22 protein-coding genes and 1 riboswitch are annotated in these 20,983 nt (G+C 40.2%); of the genes, 5 read left to right on the top strand and 17 right to left on the bottom strand.

What is annotated here, in order from left to right:
- Positions 1-26: 26 nt before the first annotated feature.
- Genes purF through purC form a run of 5 tightly spaced genes read right to left on the bottom strand, consistent with a single transcriptional unit; the run spans position 27 to position 5,339 of the window.
- On the bottom strand, positions 27-1,466 hold the full coding sequence (gene purF / locus I2F89_RS11705) for an amidophosphoribosyltransferase (RefSeq protein WP_195514387.1): 1,440 nt from the start codon (positions 1,464-1,466) through the stop codon (positions 27-29).
- Positions 1,451-3,673, bottom strand: a complete 2,223-nt coding sequence (purL, locus tag I2F89_RS11700) for a phosphoribosylformylglycinamidine synthase subunit PurL (RefSeq protein ID WP_195514386.1) — start codon at positions 3,671-3,673, stop codon at positions 1,451-1,453. The genes purF and purL overlap by 16 nt, the downstream gene beginning before the upstream one ends.
- Positions 3,674-4,348, bottom strand: coding sequence for a phosphoribosylformylglycinamidine synthase subunit PurQ (gene purQ, locus I2F89_RS11695; RefSeq protein ID WP_195514385.1), 675 nt, complete (start codon positions 4,346-4,348; stop codon positions 3,674-3,676).
- A gap of 1 nt (position 4,349) precedes the next feature.
- Positions 4,350-4,604, bottom strand: a complete 255-nt coding sequence (purS, locus tag I2F89_RS11690; protein ID WP_074799713.1) for a phosphoribosylformylglycinamidine synthase subunit PurS — start codon at positions 4,602-4,604, stop codon at positions 4,350-4,352.
- Positions 4,605-4,607: 3 nt separating this feature from the next.
- Positions 4,608-5,339 (bottom strand): phosphoribosylaminoimidazolesuccinocarboxamide synthase, encoded by a 732-nt coding sequence (gene purC / locus I2F89_RS11685; protein WP_195514384.1) that lies wholly within the window; start codon positions 5,337-5,339, stop codon positions 4,608-4,610.
- Positions 5,340-5,595: 256 nt separating this feature from the next.
- Between purC and I2F89_RS11680 the strand changes: the two genes are divergently transcribed.
- A complete protein-coding gene (locus I2F89_RS11680) occupies positions 5,596-5,973 on the top strand; it encodes a hypothetical protein (RefSeq protein ID WP_071867138.1) in 378 nt (125 codons plus the stop codon).
- Between the two features lie 144 nt (positions 5,974-6,117).
- On the opposite strand, the gene purB is transcribed toward I2F89_RS11680, so the two are convergent.
- From purB to I2F89_RS11635, 9 genes are all read right to left on the bottom strand, one after another.
- Positions 6,118-7,413, bottom strand: coding sequence for an adenylosuccinate lyase (gene purB, locus I2F89_RS11675; RefSeq protein WP_074799714.1), 1,296 nt, complete (start codon positions 7,411-7,413; stop codon positions 6,118-6,120).
- 13 nt (positions 7,414-7,426) lie between these two features.
- Positions 7,427-8,551, bottom strand: a complete 1,125-nt coding sequence (gene purK, locus I2F89_RS11670) for a 5-(carboxyamino)imidazole ribonucleotide synthase (RefSeq protein WP_195514383.1) — start codon at positions 8,549-8,551, stop codon at positions 7,427-7,429.
- A complete protein-coding gene (purE, locus tag I2F89_RS11665) occupies positions 8,544-9,032 on the bottom strand; it encodes a 5-(carboxyamino)imidazole ribonucleotide mutase (protein WP_010735688.1) in 489 nt (162 codons plus the stop codon). Before purE ends, purK begins: the two co-directional genes overlap by 8 nt.
- A 441-nt stretch (positions 9,033-9,473) precedes the next feature.
- Positions 9,474-10,778 (bottom strand): nucleobase:cation symporter-2 family protein, encoded by a 1,305-nt coding sequence (locus I2F89_RS11660; RefSeq protein WP_019723457.1) that lies wholly within the window; start codon positions 10,776-10,778, stop codon positions 9,474-9,476.
- Between the two features lie 2 nt (positions 10,779-10,780).
- On the bottom strand, positions 10,781-11,362 hold the full coding sequence (locus tag I2F89_RS11655; RefSeq protein WP_019723458.1) for a xanthine phosphoribosyltransferase: 582 nt from the start codon (positions 11,360-11,362) through the stop codon (positions 10,781-10,783).
- Between the two features lie 85 nt (positions 11,363-11,447).
- Positions 11,448-11,545, bottom strand: a riboswitch (purine riboswitch).
- Between the two features lie 299 nt (positions 11,546-11,844).
- Positions 11,845-12,522 carry a hydrolase gene (locus tag I2F89_RS11650; RefSeq protein ID WP_071867140.1) on the bottom strand — a complete coding sequence of 226 codons (678 nt, stop codon included), beginning with the start codon at positions 12,520-12,522 and terminating at the stop codon, positions 11,845-11,847.
- Positions 12,523-12,546: 24 nt separating this feature from the next.
- On the bottom strand, positions 12,547-13,161 hold the full coding sequence (locus I2F89_RS11645) for a glycoside hydrolase family 73 protein (RefSeq protein ID WP_071867141.1): 615 nt from the start codon (positions 13,159-13,161) through the stop codon (positions 12,547-12,549).
- A 9-nt stretch (positions 13,162-13,170) separates the two neighbouring features.
- Positions 13,171-13,971: a M15 family metallopeptidase gene (locus tag I2F89_RS11640; RefSeq protein ID WP_071867142.1), complete on the bottom strand. Its 801-nt coding sequence runs from the start codon at positions 13,969-13,971 to the stop codon at positions 13,171-13,173.
- Between the two features lie 13 nt (positions 13,972-13,984).
- Positions 13,985-14,521 carry a hypothetical protein gene (locus I2F89_RS11635; protein WP_074799718.1) on the bottom strand — a complete coding sequence of 179 codons (537 nt, stop codon included), beginning with the start codon at positions 14,519-14,521 and terminating at the stop codon, positions 13,985-13,987.
- 196 nt (positions 14,522-14,717) lie between these two features.
- Here I2F89_RS11635 and I2F89_RS11630 point away from each other — a divergent pair, with 196 nt between their 5' ends.
- Positions 14,718-15,677 (top strand): Gfo/Idh/MocA family protein, encoded by a 960-nt coding sequence (locus tag I2F89_RS11630; protein ID WP_071867144.1) that lies wholly within the window; start codon positions 14,718-14,720, stop codon positions 15,675-15,677.
- Between the two features lie 64 nt (positions 15,678-15,741).
- On the opposite strand, the gene I2F89_RS11625 is transcribed toward I2F89_RS11630, so the two are convergent.
- Entirely contained in the window at positions 15,742-16,701 is a 960-nt protein-coding gene (locus I2F89_RS11625) for an aromatic acid exporter family protein (protein WP_115357529.1), read from the bottom strand.
- Between the two features lie 109 nt (positions 16,702-16,810).
- Here I2F89_RS11625 and I2F89_RS11620 point away from each other — a divergent pair, with 109 nt between their 5' ends.
- Entirely contained in the window at positions 16,811-17,407 is a 597-nt protein-coding gene (locus tag I2F89_RS11620; RefSeq protein WP_071867146.1) for an FUSC family protein, read from the top strand.
- Between the two features lie 49 nt (positions 17,408-17,456).
- Here the strand turns inward: I2F89_RS11620 and I2F89_RS11615 are convergent, their stop codons facing one another.
- Positions 17,457-18,938, bottom strand: a complete 1,482-nt coding sequence (locus I2F89_RS11615) for a flotillin family protein (RefSeq protein ID WP_071867147.1) — start codon at positions 18,936-18,938, stop codon at positions 17,457-17,459.
- A gap of 13 nt (positions 18,939-18,951) precedes the next feature.
- Complete coding sequence (locus I2F89_RS11610) at positions 18,952-19,476, bottom strand: NfeD family protein (protein WP_034690200.1); 525 nt, start codon at positions 19,474-19,476, stop codon at positions 18,952-18,954.
- A 126-nt stretch (positions 19,477-19,602) separates the two neighbouring features.
- Between I2F89_RS11610 and I2F89_RS11605 the strand changes: the two genes are divergently transcribed.
- The gene (locus I2F89_RS11605; protein ID WP_086334574.1) at positions 19,603-20,415 is read left to right on the top strand and encodes a DNA/RNA non-specific endonuclease; all 813 of its coding nucleotides are present in this window, start codon (positions 19,603-19,605) and stop codon (positions 20,413-20,415) included.
- A gap of 9 nt (positions 20,416-20,424) precedes the next feature.
- Positions 20,425-20,799, top strand: coding sequence for a hypothetical protein (locus I2F89_RS11600; protein WP_071867150.1), 375 nt, complete (start codon positions 20,425-20,427; stop codon positions 20,797-20,799).
- Positions 20,800-20,983 lie beyond the last annotated feature (184 nt).

The raw sequence follows: 20,983 nt of genomic DNA, 5'->3' as shown, positions 1-20,983 counted from the left end.
TTACTTGCTCCTTTCATTTGCTCCGTTTAAAAAAATGATACTTTTTCTTTTAAAGATTCTTGGTATTTTTCTTCGTAGTCATATAGCGGTGTCGGATAATCGCCGTTGAAATAAGCCATACATAACCCTGAATAAGGGGCATCTTTTTGTAGGCCGATTGCGCCAATCAAACCTTCTTCACTCAAGAAATCCAACGAATCTGCACCGATACATTCTCTGATTTCTTCGATTGAATGATTCGCTGCGATCAGTTCTTTCCTCGTTTGGATGTCGATCCCATAAAAACATGGATATTTCAATGGTGGAGATGCAATTCGTACATGGACTTCCTTTGCTCCGGCTTCTTTTAATAGATTGACGATTCTTCGGCTAGTAGTGCCGCGAACAATCGAATCATCGACCATAATGATTTTTTTTCCTTCAACAACTCCTCGAACCGCCGAAAGTTTCATTCGCACACCTTGTTCTCTTAATTCTGGCGTTGGTTGAATGAACGTACGCGCCACGTATTGATTTTTCACCAAGCCGATCTCATAAGGGATTCCACTTGCTTCCGCATACCCACTGGCTGCTGACAACGAAGAATTTGGCACACCAACCACCATATCTGCTTCGATCGGCGCTTCAGCCGCTAAACGTCTCCCCATATTTTTGCGTGCTGTATGCACATTGATCCCTGCAATATCAGAATCCGGACGTGCAAAGTAAATATATTCCATCGAACAAATCGCCAGTTGAGTATCTGTCGTGTATTGTTCGATCGTATACCCATCATCATTGATGATGACGATTTCTCCTGGCAAGACATCACGTACGAAGCGCGCACCGATTCCTTCCAGCGCACAGGTTTCAGAAGTAATGACATATGCGCCATTTTTCATTTGACCAATGGCTAATGGGCGAAAACCATTAGGGTCCAGTGCCGCAACCATGGCGTCTTCTGTCAGTAATAAGTAGGCAAACCCGCCTTTTACCTCAGCTAAGGCTTCCTTTAATCTGTCTAAAAATATTTCTTCGTTACTACGACGGATCAAATGCATCAAGATCTCTGTATCTGAATTTGAATGAAAGATAGCACCATCTTTTTCTAAAGACGTCCGCAAAGAGCGAGCATTCGTCAGATTGCCGTTATGAGCCAACCCAATCGATTGATCGTAAAATTTGAATAAAAAAGGTTGGATATTATCTACACTGCCATTGCCCGCAGTAGCATAGCGAACGTGACCGATCGCTGCTTGTCCAGATAAAGCTGCTAGTTTTCTTGGATCTTTGAATACCTCCGAAAGAAGCCCAAGATCACGGTGACCATATAATTTCCCATCATCATTCGATACGATGCCAGCGCCTTCTTGCCCACGATGCTGCAAACTATGCAAACCAAAGTAAGTGACATTGGCAGCTTGAGGATGTCCCCAAACACCGAACACTCCACATTCTTCATTGATGCTTCTTACTTCATAAGACATTCGATCGCTTCCTCCCAAGACTGTTTCGCCGAAGCGACTGCCAAGTCAACTCTTCCATCATTTGCTTGTACCACTAATTGTTTTTCTTCCGTCACGTGACCAAGAAATGTCACACGATCACCAGCTAGTTTTTCAAATGCTTGTTTGTTTTCTCTTGTTACTGATACGACAAAACGTGATTGTGTTTCAGAAAACAGATGAGCAACTGGCAGATCAATTGTCGTTGATACCCCAAATCCATTTGTAAACGCTGATTCAGCGATAGCTACCGCTAACCCACCTTCTGCACAGTCATGCGCACTTTGGATCAGTCCAGCTTTGATTGCTTCTAACACCAAGGTTTGGTTTTCTTTTTCGGTGGTTAGATCAAAATGCTCCACCATTCCTTCGATCCTGCCAAGCTGCATCTTTTGTAATTCACTGCCGTTAAAGTCTGCAAACGTCTGGCCGATCACATAGATCAAATCTCCTGCTTGTTTGAATCCTTGACTCGTGATATGCTCATGCGCTTCGATCAATCCGACCATACCGATCATCGGCGTTGGGTAGATTGCTTGGCCATCTGTCTCGTTATATAAAGAAACATTTCCTGAGATCACGGGTGTTTCCAACATTTCACATGCTTTGGCAATCCCATCAGCTGAGTACGCTAATTCCCAGAATACTTCTGGTTTATCTGGAGAACCATAGTTCAAACAATCCGTGATCGCTAATGGTTGTCCACCACTCGCGACGATATTTCTTGCTGCTTCCGCAACAGCGATCTGACCACCAATTTCTGGATCTAGATAAATATAACGAGCATTACAATCCGTCGTCATCGCTAACGCTTTTTTCGTGCCACGAATACGTAAGACTGCGGCATCACTACCCGGAGCAACGACTGTATTCGTTTGGACACGAGAATCGTAAGTTTCATAGATCGAACGTTTTGAAGCAATCGTTGGTTGTTGCAATAAATCTAGCAACACGTTATTTGGGTCATCGATCACTGGTTGATATTGCCCTAATTCACGGAATTTTGCCATCCGTTCTGGTTCAACCATTTCTTTCTGGTAGACAGGCGCATCTTCTGCTAAGGCATCTACCGGAAGATTAGCTACTTCTTTTCCATGATGATACAAACGGTACTGACCATCATCTGTTACTTTTCCGATCGTCACCGCATCTAGATCGTATTTTTGGAATAGTTCTTGGACGCGCGCTTCTGATCCTGCCTTCACACAGATCAACATCCGTTCTTGTGATTCAGACAACATCATTTCATAAGGGGTCATCTGTGATTCACGCTGAGGTACATCGTCCAAGGTCAATACCAAACCAGAGCCTGCTTTTGAAGCCATTTCTGAACTAGATGAAACAAGTCCTGCCGCACCCATATCTTGGATACCGACAAGAATGTCTGAGTGGTCAAAAATCAATTCCAAACAAGCTTCTAACAACAATTTCTCCATAAAAGGATCGCCAACTTGGACTGCTGAACGTTGTTGTTCTTCTTCTTGACTAAATTCTTCGGAGGCAAATGTCGCACCGTGGATACCATCCCGACCTGTCTTAGCACCCACATACATGATCGAATTGCCCACACCTGATGCTTGTCCTTTTTGGATATCTTTATGGTCGATCAACCCAACACACATCGCATTGACCAATGGATTTCCTTCATAACAAGGATCAAAGGCGATCTCACCACCAACCGTTGGTACGCCGATACAATTACCATACCCTCCGATACCAGCAACAACTTCTTCTAAAAGGTATTTTGTACGAGGATTATCTAATTCACCAAAACGCAGTGAATCAAGTAGAGCAATCGGACGTGCACCCATACTGAAAATATCCCGAATAATGCCCCCAACACCTGTTGCTGCGCCTTCATAAGGTTCGACTGCCGAAGGATGATTGTGGCTTTCTGCTTTAAAAACCACTGCTTGTCCGTCTCCAATGTCAACGATGCCCGCACCTTCACCAGGCCCTTGTAAGACATTCGGCCCACTTGTTGGGAATTTTCTCAAGATCGGCTTGGAGTTTTTGTAAGAACAGTGTTCACTCCACATGACTGAGAACAAACCGGTCTCCGTATAATTAGGCATCCTACCTAAGATGTCTTCTTCGATCATCCGGTATTCTTCATCCGTCAGTCCCCATTGCGTATAAATCTTTTGTTCTTTGATTTCTAATGCAGTTGGCTCCATCATTGTTTTCATTTATGCAGTCACCTTTCCGAAATTCTTCAATAGCGAAGCGAAGAAAAGTTTGCCATCTTCTGAGCCAAGTAATGCTTCCATTGCTCGTTCTGGGTGGGGCATCATCCCTAACACATTTCCTGCTTTGTTTGTAATCCCTGCAATGTTGGCCACACTGCCGTTGATATTTTCTCCCTCGTAGGTAAACACGATTTGGTTGTTGTCAATCAGTTCTTGAAGCGTCTCTTCGTCACAAAAATAATTGCCTTCTCCATGGGCCACCGGCAACTGGATCACCTCATTTTTGTCGTACTCTGAAGTAAAAGATGTTTGATTGTTGACTTTCAATGACGCTGACTTACAGATGAAACGCAGTGAATCATTTCTTCTTAATACGCCTGGTAACAATCCAGCCTCCGTCAACACTTGGAATCCATTACATGTACCAAAAACAGGTTTTCCTTCTTCCGCAAAACGAATCACTTCATCCATGATTGTGGAGAAACGAGCAATCGCTCCACAACGTAAGTAATCCCCGTAAGAAAATCCGCCAGGGATCAATACTCCGTCATACCCTTCAAGAGAAGATTCGTCATAACGAACATAGTCTGCTTCTGCGCCCATTACATCACGGATCGCCCAAAGCAAGTCCGCATCACAATTCGATCCAGGAAAAACAATCACGGCAAATTTCATGCTAAACTTCCTCCATTTTGTTGATTTCATAACGATACGTTTCCATATTGACATTTGCTAATAAACGATCGCAAATCGCTTCGATCGTTGCTTCTACTTCTTCTTCAATTGCAGAGACTTGGATCTCAAAATACTTTCCGATACGAATATCTTCAATGTTGTCGTAGCCTAAACGATGCACCGCATTTTTAACTGCCTCTCCTTGTGGGTCTAATACTGAGTCTTTATATGTTACGTACACTTTTACAAAATACATGATTTATTCTCCTTTATTTTCGAGTGATAATTGATTTAAACGATCGAGTACTTCTTGATAGACAGGAATAATCTCGCCGAGCTTTCGTCGATAGACATCTTTATCCATATGTTTGTTTGTAGCAATATCCCATAAGCGACAGGTATCCGGGGAAATCTCATCTGCTAATTCGATTTCTCCTGTATCCGTTCGGCCAAATTCCACTTTAAAATCGACTAATTGTAAATCGATCTTTTTGAATAGTTTGATCAGCTGTTCATTGATGAGTAACGCTTGTTTTTTTAGTTCGGCGATCTCTTCTGGAGTTGCTAGCTTTAAGAAAGCAATATGTGAATCATTGATGAATGGATCATCTAATTCATCTTTTTTGTAGTAAAATTCAACGATTGGTGCCGGTAGCACTTGCCCTTCTTCTACTCCTAGGCGTTTTGAAAAACTTCCAGCTGAAATATTTCTGACGACCACTTCTAAGGTAATGATTGACCGTTTTTTTATCAATTGTTCGGTTTTTGACAATTTCTCAATAAAATGATTTTTTATTCCTTGATTTGATAAGTATTCAAAAATAGCACTTGTGATTTGATTGTTCAATTCTGCTTTTCCTTGCATCTGGTCTTTCATTCCACCGTTGAGGGCAGTCACTTGGTCTAAATACTCCACCCATAAGACAGTTTCATCATTCGTGTTAAACATTCTTTTTGCTTTTCCTTCATAGAGCAAATTCTGTTTTTCCATGTCTACGACTCCTTGTTTATTAACGTTGTTTTACAAACACACATTATTTGTTCGTCTTTTCACTTTAAATTTTACCAAGGGTCAGGAATCAAATCAATACAAAAGTGTACATTTTAACCATTAAAAACACTTAATGTTCGTATTTCGTACTTTTATTAAGAAAAGTTGTTCTTCGCTAAGAAGCGTTTACACATTTATTAATTGGTGATATAGTAGATTTAAAGAAAACAGTTAGAGGTTTCAAGGAGGTAACTAAATGGAAGATCCAAGTATGTCTGCCCAACGCTTTTTACTCGATTTATCTGTTGAAGAAAAATCACGCTTGTACAATGATCTGCTTGCTATCAAAGATGTTGATGCCTGTATGAAGGATCGAAGTTTTTATACATTTAGAAAACTTCGTCGTGCAGCAAAACGACAATCGGAGTGTCGAAAACGAACATTCCATTACTTAACCCAAAACAACCATGAACTAGTGATCAAACAAATCCATGAGCAAAAGCTATTCAAGCATCATTACCGCTTGCTCGTGACCTTCGATCAACAAGAATTTGGCTATACATTTGTTGAAACATTATTGAATCTTCTACATTCCCAACATTTCAATTTGGGGCATCAAATGGCTTATGCTTAAACCAAAAAGAACATCCCTCAGAAGTTAGTCTGAAGGATGTTCTTTTTTTCTTTCATTAAAAAAAAATAGTTCTAGCTAGTGATTGTTCGTCTTTTTCCTCGATCAATCGTGAAACATTGTTAACCTACATTCTTGCTGAGTAGTTTATGCTAAACCGACACGTTCAAAAATGACATCCACATTTTTCATATGGTGGTTGTAATCAAATGCTTCAGCGATTTCTTCTGGTGTCAAAACAGAAGTGATCGCTTCGTCTTCTTCAAGTAACGGACGGAAGGACACTTGGTTATCCCAAGCATACGCTGTCTTAGGTTGAACAAGATCATAGGCTTCTTCTCTTGTCATCCCTTTATCGATCAATTTCAACATAACACGTTGGCTATAGATCAAGCCAAATGTCGCATCCATGTTACGTTTCATGTTTTCTGGGAATACCGTTAGATTTTTAACGATATTGCCGAAGCGGTTCAACATGTAATCAAGTAGGATCGTTGTATCAGGCAGAATGATCCGTTCTGCAGAAGAATGGGAGATATCTCTTTCGTGCCATAATGAAACATTTTCATAAGCGGTAATCATATGACCACGGATCACTCGCGCTAAGCCAGCCATATTTTCTGAACCGATCGGATTACGTTTATGTGGCATAGCAGATGAGCCTTTTTGTCCTTTGGCAAAAAATTCTTCGACTTCTCGTGTTTCAGATTTTTGAAGTCCACGAATCTCAGTCGCAAAGCGTTCGATACTGGTCGCAATCAATGACATCGTCGCAAAATATTCGGCATGTAGATCACGTGGTAAGACTTGCGTGGATACTTCTTGCGGACGGATGCCTAATTTTTCACACACGTATTCTTCAATGAACGGAGGGATATTCGCAAACGTACCAACAGCACCGGAGATTTTTCCTGCTTCTACGCCTTTTGCTGCATGTTCAAAACGTTCGATGTTTCGTTTCATCTCAGAATACCAAGTAGCTAATTTTAGGCCGAAAGTCGTTGGCTCAGCATGCACACCATGCGTGCGTCCCATCATGACTGTATACTTATGCTCTTTGGCTTTTTCACCAATGATCGCTGTGAAACGTTTCAAATCTTCGCGCAAAATGTCATTTGCTTGTTTGATTTGGTAACCATAAGCTGTATCAACCACATCTGTACTTGTTAATCCATAATGGACCCATTTACTTTCGTCGCCAAGTGTTTCCGAAACTGCTCGAGTAAAAGCAACGACATCGTGGCGTGTCGCTTGCTCGATCTCTAAAATACGAGCGATATCAAAAGACGCGTGTTCACGGATTTTCACTACATCTTCTTTAGGTATTTCTCCTAATTCTGCCCAAGCTTCATCAGCAAGTATTTCAACTTCTAACCATGCTTGATATTTATTTTGCTCTGTCCAAATATTGCCCATTTCAGGTCGTGTATAACGTTCTAACATCAACTATTCTCCTTTAATCCCAAATATTCGTTTTTTCGATTTCTTTCACTGTCGACTCGATATCTTCTGTCAAAATCGTGATGTGTCCCATCTTACGACCTTTTTTCGCTTGTTTCTTGCCATAGAAATGAAATTTCCAATCTTGTTTTTTCGCAATCAGATTGTAACTTTCTAATAGTTGTTCACCTAAAACGTTGACCATGACTGCATCACTTAACAATGGGACTTTTTTAGGTAAAGGCCAACCGCAAATCCCACGGATATGCGCATCAAATTGTGTCATTCCGCATGCTTCTAAGGTGTAATGGCCTGAATTGTGTGGACGTGGTGCCAATTCATTCACATACAATCCACCAGTCTTCGTCAAGAACATTTCGACGCCCAGTACACCGGACAAACTCACTGCTTCAGCAATCACTTTAGCAATTCTATCTGCCTCTTCGATCACATCCGCTGAAACAGTTGCTGGCGCAATCGTTTCATGGAGAATATTATTACGGTGGATATTTTCAACAACTGGGAATGTCGTATATTGCCCTTGCCCATTGCCTGCGACCATGATCGATAGTTCTTTTTCAAATGGGATCCAAGCTTCTAATACGCAAGTTCCTTCTCTTAAAAGATCCATCGCAGGAGCTAAGTCTGCTCGACTCTTCAGTACATATTGCCCCTTACCGTCATACCCGCCTCGAGTTGTTTTCAAGACACAAGGATAACCGATACCATCGATTGCATCTTGGATATCTGTAGGACTGACGATCGTTGCATGTGGAGCGATCACGATGTTATTTGTTTCTAAAAATGATTTCTCTAGTAGACGATCTTGCGTGATTGCCAATAAATCTGTTCCTTGAGGAATAAATGACATCGGCAAAATCGCATTCAGTGCTTCCACACTCACATTCTCAAATTCGTAGGTGATGACCTCAGTTCGTCTTGCAAGTTCTTCTAAAGCAAACGTATCATCGTAGGAACTTTCAATGTGCCAGTCCGCTACTTGAGCAGCCGGGCAATCATTCATCGGATCAAGTACACCGACTTTGAAGCCCATTTCTTTTGCACTGATCGCCATCATGCGACCTAACTGTCCACCACCGACGATTCCGATCGTCGAGCCTGGTAATAATGGTTTAACCAAGTTGATCACTACTTTCTATTACAGATTCAACCGACATTGCGCGTCGTTTCGCTAATGCAGCCTCCAACTCTAAATCATACATTGAAAGCATCTGTATCGCAAGTAGACCAGCATTAATTGCGCCTGCTTTTCCAATCGCTGTCGTCGCCACAGGCACGCCGCCTGGCATTTGGACAATGGATAGCAAAGAATCCAATCCGTTTAATGTTCGGCTTTGAACAGGAACACCAATAACCGGTAATGTCGTCTTTGCAGCAACCATCCCTGGTAAATGAGCTGCTCCTCCCGCACCTGCAATAATCACTTTTATACCTTTTTCTCGAGCTTCTTCTGCATATGAAAACATCAAATCTGGTGTTCGATGTGCTGAAACTACTTTCTTTTCAAAAGAAACGCCAAATTCTTCAATGATCTCACACGCATGTTTCATTGTTTCCCAATCCGAGATACTCCCCATTATTACAGAAATTTTTGCAGCCATTCGTTTCTCCTCTCGATTCGTATTCACTTATATTTTATCAATCGCCCCTCTGTAAATCAAGATAAATTCGAATGAAAAATAGATAAAAAGGCTTATTGTTCGTCTTTAACAAATTGACTTTTGCTTGTTGAAATCAAGTTTTTCTGATTCAAATCATTTGTTTTTTTTTAAGGATATCACACTTTTTCTTCATGTATCCAAAAGTAGGGAGAATCTGTTCATGACTATGCTACAAATAAAAAATTCGTCTGGGTCATTCGTCTTCTCGCACCACCTAAAACCAAACAAAAGGCAGGAACAAAAGTAATCTTTTCGAAAATAAGGCACCATCCACAAAAATTTGAAAAACAAATTTCGTGGATGGTGCCTTATTTCTGTAAGCTAAAAAAGTCTCTACCCTATTAAGTTACTAGCTATGATTTATAGAAGTGATCTATATTATTACTTCAATGCTTCTTTAATGATTCTCTCGTCTTGTTTTAGTCCGTTAAAAACTAAGTTTAAAACAATTGCTGTGATACTGCTCATAACGATCCCGTTTCCTGTGAACATTTGAACTGTTTCAGGTAACTGGCTGAATAATTCGGGCATCAGATTGAAGCCTAAACCAAAACCAATCGACACTGCAGCAATCAATAAATTTTTGTCATTTGTAAAATCTACTTCTAACAACATCCGGATTCCTTGGATCGCCACCATTCCAAACATGACCAACATCCCGCCACCAAGGACTGGTTCAGGTATGATTTGAGCCACTGCACCGATTTTAGGGAATAAACCCAAGATGATCAAAAAGAAAGCGGAAAAGTAAATTGGTTTTCTTGTTTTGATTCCTGAAAGTTGTACCAATCCGACATTTTGTGAAAAGCCTGTATAAGGAAATGTATTAAAAATACCACCTAAGATGACGGCTAACCCCTCTGCTCGATAGCCTTTTTTCAGCTGCTCTTCTCCAACTTTTTTTCCAGTGATATCTCCTAAGGCAAAATAGACGCCTGTTGATTCTACCATACTTACCATCGAAATGATGATCATCAATAAGATCGACCAGATTTCAAATGTCGGTTTTCCAAAGTAAAAAGGTTGCGGCACGTGAAAAACAGGGGCTTGTCCAATTGCTCCTAGATCGATTCTACCTAAAAAGGCAGCTAAGATACTTCCACCGATCAAACCGATCAATACCGCAATCGATCGAATGAACCCTTTGCCTAATAATTGCACACCAACGATCAGTAGGATCGTGACAAACGCTAATAGTAAATTCGTCAAATCACCAAAGCCTGGAGCAGTTGCACTGCCACCACCCATTTTTTCGATAGCTACTGGAATCAACGTCAAGCCAATCACTGTGATCACTGTTCCAGTAACAATCGGTGGAAATAGCTTTTTGATCTTTGAAAAGAAACCAGCAACTAGCACAACAAAAATCCCTGATGCGATAATCGAGCCATAGATTGCACCGACACCTTCTGTACTACCAATCAAAATCAACGGGGCAACTGCTTGGATCGCACAACCTAAAACAACTGGTAAACCGATCCCGAAAAACCGGTTGACAGTCAACTGCAAGAGCGTTGCTAATCCACACATGAAAATATCGATTGAGATCAGATAAGTCATTTGTTCTTGATTAAATCCTAACCCCGTACCGATCAATAACGGTACAGCGACTGCTCCCGCATACATCGCTAATAAATGCTGTAACCCTAAGACAGCTGCTTTTCCATTTTGTGTTTCTTTCTCCACGCTTACGCATCCTCCTCAAGAAAATCTACTTGACCATCAGAAAGTGATGCAACGCGGGCAAGTGAGACCACTTTTAAGCCCATTTCTTCAAGAAGTTGACGACCGTCTTGGAAGGATTTTTCAATGACGATCCCGATTCCCTCAACACTCGCACCTGCTTGTTGACACAATTCGATCAACCCTTTTGCTGCTTGACCATTGGCTAAAAAGTCATCAATAATCAGTACTTTATCTTCAGAAGACAAGAATTTACGAGAAATCGATATCGTGCTTGTTACTTGTTTTGTAAATGAATAAACGGATGCCGTCAATAATTCTTCATCCATCGTCAAACTTTTGGCTTTCCTTGCAAAGATCATCGGTACACCGAGCTCTTTGGCCGCAAATAAAGCGGGGGCGATGCCAGAAGCTTCAATCGTCACCACTTTAGTGATTCCTTGTTCTTTAAATACTTCCGCAAAACGTTGGCCCATTTGTTCCATCAAAACTGGATCTACCTGATGGGTAACAAAACTATCTACTTTCAACACGCCTTCACCCAAGACTTGTCCATCTTTATTGATACGTTCAACTAATTCTCTCACTTTATTTACTCCTTTTCTTGCTAAATTCATGCCACTCAACATAGAAAAAAACATCTCTACTGCTCATGTATAAGCAAAAAAGATGTCTCACTACTTTTTCACTTATAGTCCAACATTTACGGTGCTGGCTAGAAACTGTCATCCTTATTATGACGATATATAAGTTGTTCGATATTCGATTGATAGTTGTTCGATATTCGATTGATAAATGATATTTTTAGAAATAAAATAGTTTATTTTTTTAAACGATGAAAACAGTCTAACACTTGTTTCTGAAACTTACAACTATATTTCTTGTTTTTCTCATGAAGGATTTATCTTTGGATTATTCTTGATAAACCTCATAGTTTCATCCTAGCAAACAAAATAGTATTTATGAAATAAAGCAACCTATCCCATAAAGGAAAAGGTTGCTAAAGCCAAGATTGTATCGGTAACTATTATCTATGGTTGGTTGAATGATATTTATTTTCGTTTGTTACTCAATTTGTTTTCTCGATTTTTCGATACTTGTCCATTTTGCGGCTGAATAACTCTCCGCTACTAGGTGGTGTGTAGGTGATCGCATTGGCGCCAGCTTCAATCGTTTCTTTGATGCTTTCTTCCGTGGGACCTCCAGTCGCAATAATCGGTAATTCTGGGTACTTTGCTCGGAAAAAGCGAACAGTATCTGCTGTATCTTTTCCCGCACTGATATTGATGATCGTAATGCCTGCTGCCAATTTCTCGTCGATTTCCGAGTATTTAGACGTGACTGTACTGATTACCGGTATATCAACCACTTGACAGACATCATGGACAGTCTCTACTGGTGTTGGACCATTCAAGACTACGCCTAATGATCCTTGTGCTTCTGCAAAAAGGCTCATATATGCCGAACGCATCCCTTGTGTCAAGCCACCGCCGACACCTGAAAACACAGGGATATCCGCTGCTTCAATGATGCTTTTCGTAATTGCCGGATGGGGTGTAAAAGGATAAACTGCGATCACCGCATTTGCATTGGTGTTTCTGATGATCGCAATATCCGTGGTGAAGATAATCGAACGTATCAACTTGCCAAAAATTTTAATACCACTTGCTTCCATAATGACCTCTGGGACTCTCACGATATCCTTACGTAATTCTGTCATTATTTCTGGAACAAATAAATCTGCCATCCGTCCACTTCCGTTCTTTTCTGATTATTGATCGTATTGATTTAACTGGTAAGTTTCAATCACATGTATGATTTTATCAGCATATGTCGGATCTGTCGCATATCCTGCCGCCTGTAACGCATGAGCTGCTTCAATATAATTGGTCGCAGTGATCACATTCGCATACAATGCAGGATTCCAATCGACACCATTGACAAATAAAGCCGTGTGGTCATCCATTGATTGTTCCCACGAAGAATAGACTCGAAAGTCTCCTTGGATGGTGATCCATTCTTCATTGATATATTCTTTTGTTTCCAGATTGACTTTTTCTTCGTTCCCGAACGCTTTGATTCCAAACAAGTTCTTATATTTACTGGCAAGCGTACTATTGCCCCAATCAGATTCAAGGATGGCTTGCCCAATAATGATACTTGGCAAAACGCCATAGCCTTGTTGTAGTTCTTTCGCATGTGGAACTAATGCGTTGATAAATTCTTGATGAGTCAGTGTTTCTTGTTGCTGTGCTTCCGTAGAGTAGGGCGATGACAAACTTCTCAAAGAAAAAACAAAAGCCATCATGATCAACATACTCCCTAAAACTACAGCAAACCAGCGATTATTTTTACGCCTTTGTTTTTTCCATTTATTTTTTGCCATCTCTTATTCCTACTTTTCTTTTAGTTGGTCCAAGTACTCCTCCATCGTTAAATCGTTTGATGTGATATATTCTGCACTTTCTTTGCCTACATAACGTAAGTGCCAAGGTTCATAAGTGATTTTTGTAATATCTTCTCGACCTTTTGGGTAACGGATAATAAAGCCATATTTAGAGGCATTGTCCGCAAGCCATTTCGCACCTGGTTCGTCACCATATTTTTCATCCAATACAGTATTGGGATAATTGTTATACCATGTTTCATCGACCACATCCACAGCTAAACCTGTATGGTGTTCACTGTAACCCGGTTCTGTCATAGTTTTTTTCGTAATCGCGGTCGCCTCTTCTTCAGTGACTCCCTGACTACTCATCACCTGTTGGACATTTTGAGCGAACACCTCTTGTTGTGTCGCAACGGAGCGGTAAGCCGATACCATAACTAAAGGAAAGCCCGCAGCTTTAGCTGCGTTAGCCAGTTCTTCATAATCAGCCTTAATACGTTTGTCGATCAAATAGCCATTATCTAGCGCAGCCAATTGGTTAGCTTCATCGATTTCTGTCTCGATTTTGTGATCAGGTCCTACCAATACCAGCGACCAATCATCCAACTTAACATCTGGCAAATCACTAGAGGTTGGTTTTTTTGTTGCTTTTTCTGTACTTTCTTCTGTCGCACTCGTCGTGTTTGTTTGTTCTGTCTTTGAATTATCAGCTTGAGCTTTCGTATCCGTCCGACTCTCACTAACAACCAGATAGCCCATCGCAACAATCATGATCACGACTGAGATAACGCCTAAAATTTTATTCACGTAAAAAATCCTTTCATTCCCTTTCTGGTTCCACTTTCTCACTAACGTAAGTTTCTTCCAGACTTTCATTTACCCAATCTAACAACTCGATTTTCTCCCCTTCGATTTGCTTTTGAACTTCTGCTGGTAATCGAAAGTTCAAAATGTCATCATAACCCCACTCATCATATTGAATACTGACTTTCAAGTCAAGATATCCATTGACAATTTGATCATTTTTTAAAGGGAGCAACTCTACATTCGCACTGCCACTACTTACCCATTTCTGAGCAATACGTGTTTTGATTTGCTTATATTCGGCTACTGCAACGTTTCTTTTTTCAGGGAAAATAATGGTTTGACGTAGAATTTTTTGCGTCAACATCCATTCATAGTCCGTAAAAAGATTTTTCACTTTTTGCATGGCCTCGGATGGTAAGTTTTGTTCACCACGCTTCCAAGCTTGCCAAGTTGTTTCATCCACCAATAGATAAGTATCTAAGAAATTTTCTTCTGTTTCAAATTGTTCGAGTAAAACACTCATAATAAGATCAACGTATACTTGATGCATCGCAATCTCCTCCTCCTTCTTATTCTACTTAAGTTAAGTTAAAAAATCATCTATTAGAACATTTCTTTCACCTTTTTTTAGAAAGCAATTCTTCAGAACGATTGGATGTCCTTTTTTTGATATAATAATAGCGAAACCAAGAGTATTCAACTAAATACCCTTATATTAAATATATCACGTCAAGGAGAGATGAAAAATGAAAAAATACCAATGGGGCATTGTCGGTCTAGGATCGATTGCTAACGAATTTGCAGAAAACTTCGATCAAACATCAAGTGAATTGGTTGCTGTTGCATCACGAACTTTGGAAAAAGCACAGGATTTTGCTACGCGCCATTCTATCAAAAAAGCGTATGGCGATTATCATGATATGTTGCAAGATGCTGAAGTTGATATCGTGTATATCGCCGTTCCGAATCGTCAACATATCGACTACATTCTTCCTGCCTTGGAAGCTGGGAAACATGTCTTATGCGAAAAAGCCATCACGATGAATAAGGCAGAACTTCAACAAGCCATCCAATTAGCGGAACAAAAAGAGCTGATCTTGGCAGAAGCGATGACGATTTTCAACATGCCTTTGTATCATCAACTTCGTTCAATGATCGATTCAGGTAAGTTAGGTGCATTAAAGATGATCCAAGCACCTTTTGGCAGTTACAAAGAACCTGATCCGACCAATCGCTTCTTCAACCCTGATTTAGCAGGTGGGGCATTACTTGATATTGGAACCTATGCTGTTTCATTTGCTCGATTCTTTTTGAGCTCACAACCGGAAGTCATCGCCTCTCGTATGATTCCATTTAAAACAGGTGTTGATGAACAATCTGTAACGATCTTGCAAAATAAAGAAAATGAACTAGCTACGATCAGCCTGACCTTCCAAGCAAAAATGCCAAAAGTCGGAATCGTTGCTTTTGAAAATGGGTATATCTCAATCAATGATTATCCTAGAGCTGACCAAGCAGAGATCATTTATACTGATGGTACAAAAGAACTGATTGAAAGTGGCCATCGTGCGCAAGCAATGAATTATGAAATTGAAAATATGGTAAAAATGATCGAAGGAGAACTGCCAAACCGTTCCCTGTATTTAACCACTGAAGTGATTGCACTTTTAGATGATATGCAAGAGCATTGGAAGAGTAACAGATAAACAGAATAAGAATAAGACGAAGCAGAGGATGGTTACCTCATCGCTTCGTCTTATTTATTCACCTTTACGCATCCACTATCATCTGCTGAGAAAATTCTACTTTTATTTCAATAAAGCTTTTGAATGACTGTAAAAACTGAAATAATTCCGCACGATCTTCAAATTCACTTCGGGTAGTCGGCAATGGCATTTGACGATACATCCCATAGACCTCTTCGATCCGTGTCAATATTTCTTTGCCATCATTTGATTCAGAAAATGTCTCAGCTGTATAGATCAACAAGCCGTAAATATGGTCGCTATAAGGCACTGGGTCCTGGATATAAGCTAAATTTTCTTGCATATCTTGGATCACATTGATCTGAGCCCGTCGCATAGAAAAATAGGTTTCATAATATTGATTTTGTCTAAGCAAGTTATTCTCTTGGTGATTCCGTGCATATGCCTGGCTTTCTCGAATATAAACTTGTAATTCTTTGCATAACCCTTGATTTTCGTAGGCTTCGCCAGAAAGCAAAAAGTCTGCCATGTTCTTCAAAAGAAGACGAAACCGCTCTTCGATGATCACTTGATTTTCCTTTAAACGTTTTTTACTATCTGGCATGTAGACATTAGATAACAAAGCAAAGCCTACACCAATGATCATCAAGGCTGCTTCGTTTGTGATCAATTGCCAACTCATACTTTGTTCACTAAGATAATGAGTGATCAAGACTGAGTTTACAACGATTCCTTCTGTCAATTTGAACCGCACGGCGATTGGAATAAAAAATAATAGAAAGATACTGAAACTGATGATTCGATAGCCCAAAAGTGTAAAACACATAAAGGCAATAAGTGTAGCGACAATAAATGCAGCGATTCGATAGATCCCAGTCATCAAGGTGGAACGACGAGTATTCCCGACACTTAACAACGCAATAATACCGGCAGATGGCCAGAACAATAAGGAAAAGTAGTTTGCAACCAACATGGAAGCAAATACACTGATGACCGTTTTTACCGTTCTCATTCCAATACGCATGATCGGCTCCTTTCTTTTTATTGAATTATACTAAATTCGTTCATGAAAAACTAGCAATCCATGGTAAGTTTAGTTATGATATTGTAAAGAACGTAAAGGAGAGTATACTATGCAATTTGGACGCTTTCGACTTGGTATGCGTACAATGAAGAGTGCTTTAGCCGTTTTCTTATGTATTTTGATCTTTCATCTCTTTGATCGTGGCATTCCAATGATTGCTGCCCTATCTGCTGTTTTTTCCTTGCGCCAAGATTTGACTACGACCTTTTCTTTTGGTCGCTCGCGTATTATTGGCAATCTACTTGGTGGCGGATTAGGTATTTTCTATTTTTTTGTAAAAAGTTACTTCCACAATGATTTTTTAGTTGAACTGATCGTTCTCCCACTTTTAGTGATCATTGTGATTGTCTTATCTGACGGTATCAATAATAATTCTGGGATCATAGCTGCTATTGCAACATTATTGCTGATCTCTTTAAGTATCCCTCAAGGAGAGTCAGCCTTCTATGCGATTGAGCGGGTTTTCGATACATTTATCGGGACATTTATTGCTATCGGTATCAATTTTTGCTTGCGTCCGCCAGAAGTTGAAAAAAAAGAAGAGATTGTCGAGGACTTAGAAGAATTAAGAAAAAAAGAGCAGGCTTTACTTGAAAATCTGGAAGAAGTAAAGGCACAGATCCGTGAGCAAAATGAAAATAAATAGAGAACCAATAAAAGACTCAAAGGACATGATCCTTTGAGTCTTTCTTAAGTTATTCTTTCGGTTCATTTGTTCCTTCGTAGACATTCAATTGTCTAGAATTTCCACGAGTGGAAAGATTCTCAATGATATCTTTGATGTCCAATCCAGTTGTTTCTTTCAACGTTTCTTGTGTCGTCGACAACAAGTTTGTCGCATAGCTTGTCACTCGATTGGCGCCACCTGCCTCACCTGAGGAATTACCTGTGTCAACAACAGAGATTTTTTCGATATTGCCTAGCGGTTGTGCCGCTTCACGCATCAGTTGAGGCAACATTTCGATCACCATGCTAAGCACAGCGGCTTCTCCGTATTCTTTGAACGCATCTGCAATTTTTTGTTTTGCTTCTGCTTCCGCTTTCCCTTTTGCTAAGGTGGCTTCTGCCTCGGCTTGTCCAGCTAAACGAGTTTGGTTGGCTTGGGCTTGGGCTAAGGCTTCGATTCTAAATTGTTCTGCTTCTGCCTCAGTCACTTCTTTGACTTTTTGCGCTTGGGCTTCTTGTTCTTTGGCGTAACGATCCGCATCGGCTTTTTTCTTCACTTCAGAATCGTATTGTTTTTCACGACGAATGATTTCTTTTTCTTCTAATTCGATTTGTTTTTGACGTTCGACGACTTTTACTTGCATCTCTTGTTCGATTACTTGTTGTTGTTCTCTGGCACTTTCTAAATTATACGCTTGGTCAGCTTTTGCTCGTGCCACATCTTGTTCCTGTTTATAGGCAGCTAATTTCAATTCTTTTTCTTTTAAAGATTCGGCGATCTCTGTTTGGCGTTGTAATTCTGCGGCTTGAGATTCTTTCTCTGCTTCCGCTTTTTTGATACGCGTTTCTTTAAGTGCTTCTGCTTCTGCAATATCTGCATCACGTTTGACTTGAGCAATCCGTGGTTTCCCTAAAGAATCCAAATAACCATTTTTATCACGGACTTCTTTGATCGTGAACGAAACAATGATCAATCCCATTTTTGCTAGATCCACCGAAGCAACTTCTTGCACACTTTGGCTGAATTTGTCACGATTCTGGTAAATTTCTTCTACTGTCATCGAACCTAGGATCGACCGCAAGTGACCTTCTAATACTTCACGTGCTTCATTTTCAAGTTCTTCTCGCGTTTTTCCTAGAAATTGTTCCGCTGCTGTCGCAATTTCTTCGACAGAAGAACCGATCTTGATGATCGAAGTACCATCACACATCACCGGCACGCCCTGCTCTGTATAAACTTCTGGGGTAGATACGTCTAATTTACTTGATAATAAACTGATACGATTCGAACGTTGGAAAACTGGTAGTACGAATGCACCTCCACCGCGGACGATTTTGATTTTATTGTTACTCTCGTCGGCATGGACATTTTTACTTCCTAAGTAACTACCACTAATGATCAATGCTTCGTCAGGTTTTGCCGTTTGGTACTTAGCAACAAAGACGATCAATAACATTAAAACGATCAACACTGCTAAAACAATTGCAACAAACACTCCAGATATTTCCATTTCTTCCACTCCTTTACATTTTCAACATACTTTCGTACGGTGTAACATAACAAACACGGTCTCTTACTTCAATGATCAAAACCTTTTCGCCACGTCCGATCATTTTCTCTTGGGGCGTATAAAAACAAGCAGGGCGACTGATTGAACCAGTAACACTTTTTAATTGGATTTCTCCCATTCCTTGGATCGGTATCGGGGTCACGACTGTCGCGATTTGACCTTCTAATGTTTTTTCAGAAGTTGATAGCGTCGATTCTGCGTGCTTCATCGGCATCAAGATATAAAAATTCAACAAAAAAACTAAAACGGTTGCAATAATCGCGCTGATCACGAAAATCACTAACGAGGACTGGTCGGTCAAGGATTCACCTAAATAACCTAATAAACTGGTAAAAGTCAACCAGGGAACGATCAGCATCGGATCAATAGGTCCATCGAAATCAAAGACATCTCCAAAAATAACAAGTAACACTGCAACCCCAGCGCATATGAGTAAAACGTACCAGTAAATCGTGATGATTGCGATTCCTCCTATCATCTCATTCGCCTCCTTTGTGTACAAGATTATCATATCATACTAACCTATATAATTAACCTACTTTGGATAAAGTTTTCACTTTTAGTCCGCTTGGTTTTGGATTATACTAACAAAGGAGGTGAACGAATGAAAAATTTAAAAAAACTATGGGGTACATTGATCTCTATAGTTGTTTTTGGCGCAATTGGCTTTATCGGAATGGATCTAGTGAATGTAGAACAACCGATCTCAAGGGATTACAGTGAATCTAGTTATACTGCTTCAATCGATAGTGAACCGGAAGTTTCTACTGACCAACGATCAAACATGCGTACATATAGTATGGAATCTTCTGATAAACCAGTCGAAAGTACAAGCAAAAGTGAAGCTACTATCACAAGTAGTATACCTGACTCATCTGAACCAAGAAACAACGGCTTACCACAAGAAGAAGACTTAGCACCGACTGGAAACAATCCTGGGCCACAAGAATTAGGAACAGCTTCCTTTGATTTGGCCGAACTCTCAACAAACAAAGGATGGATCGAGTATCATGAGCTTGATCGATTAGGACGTCCCACTGGTGCGGATGCCTTATTGGAAAAATCAATGATCAATACAGGAACCAGCGCAAACCGTGACATCCGTCCTCCTGGATTTATTTCTGGACCCAGATATGATCATTCTCGCGGACATCTAATTGCTAAACAGTTCGGTGGTAGTGGCGATGATGAAAGAAATCTAGTTACTTTGTTTCAATTTCCAGTCAACGATCCTTACATGAACTACTATGAACTAAAAATCCGTAAGGCGTTGAATCATGGTGAAACTGTACGCTATCGTGTTACTCCACATTATGTTGGCGATGAACTCATCCCTGAAAGTGTCGAGTTAGAGGCAAAAGGAACAGGCAATAATCCAACGATTGATTTTACGGTATTGATACCAAATAAAAAGTAGGTGAAACGATTGTTTGAACAATTGAAGCAACATCGTACATTAGAAGAAACACTCGCATGGCTGGAAGAAAACGAGCTGTTCGATTATGAAGAACTTGTGTTTTTCCCTTCTTACCAACATTTCAAAGCTAGTATTCTGCGAACAATCGATTATACCTCACTGGATGAAGCGGATGTTGCGAATCTCCTTTCATCCTTGCACTTGGTTGCTCGCACGATCGATGGTGATTATCTCTTAGCAAATGAAAAAACGGTTTGTTTGTTTCCCCGCTCTCACCAAAAAGAAGAAATCCAGCGATTTAATGGGAGTTTAGCCGATCTACTAATAAGATACGCAAACTCTTCGAAATCCATTGTCGAATTTTTTACCTTTTCTACTAACTAAGGTTGCTCGCATTAACAATGACAGACTGGGGCTTATATTTGAACATTTAACAAAAAAACGTATCGCGCATGTTTAGGTTTATGAAACAAAATATCGTACAAAAAAACGAGAGTGGGACAATAATCAGAAGAAAAGCTGATTATCGTCCCACTTTTTTTGCATATTTTTGAATTTAAGGAACACA

The organism is Enterococcus sp. 1001283B150225_161107_E12 (assembly GCF_015556925.1).
Classification (GTDB): domain Bacteria; phylum Bacillota; class Bacilli; order Lactobacillales; family Enterococcaceae; genus Enterococcus_B; species Enterococcus_B mundtii.
The sequence above is the reverse complement of the archived record's forward strand: the minus strand, read 5'-3'. Positions and strand labels throughout refer to the sequence as shown.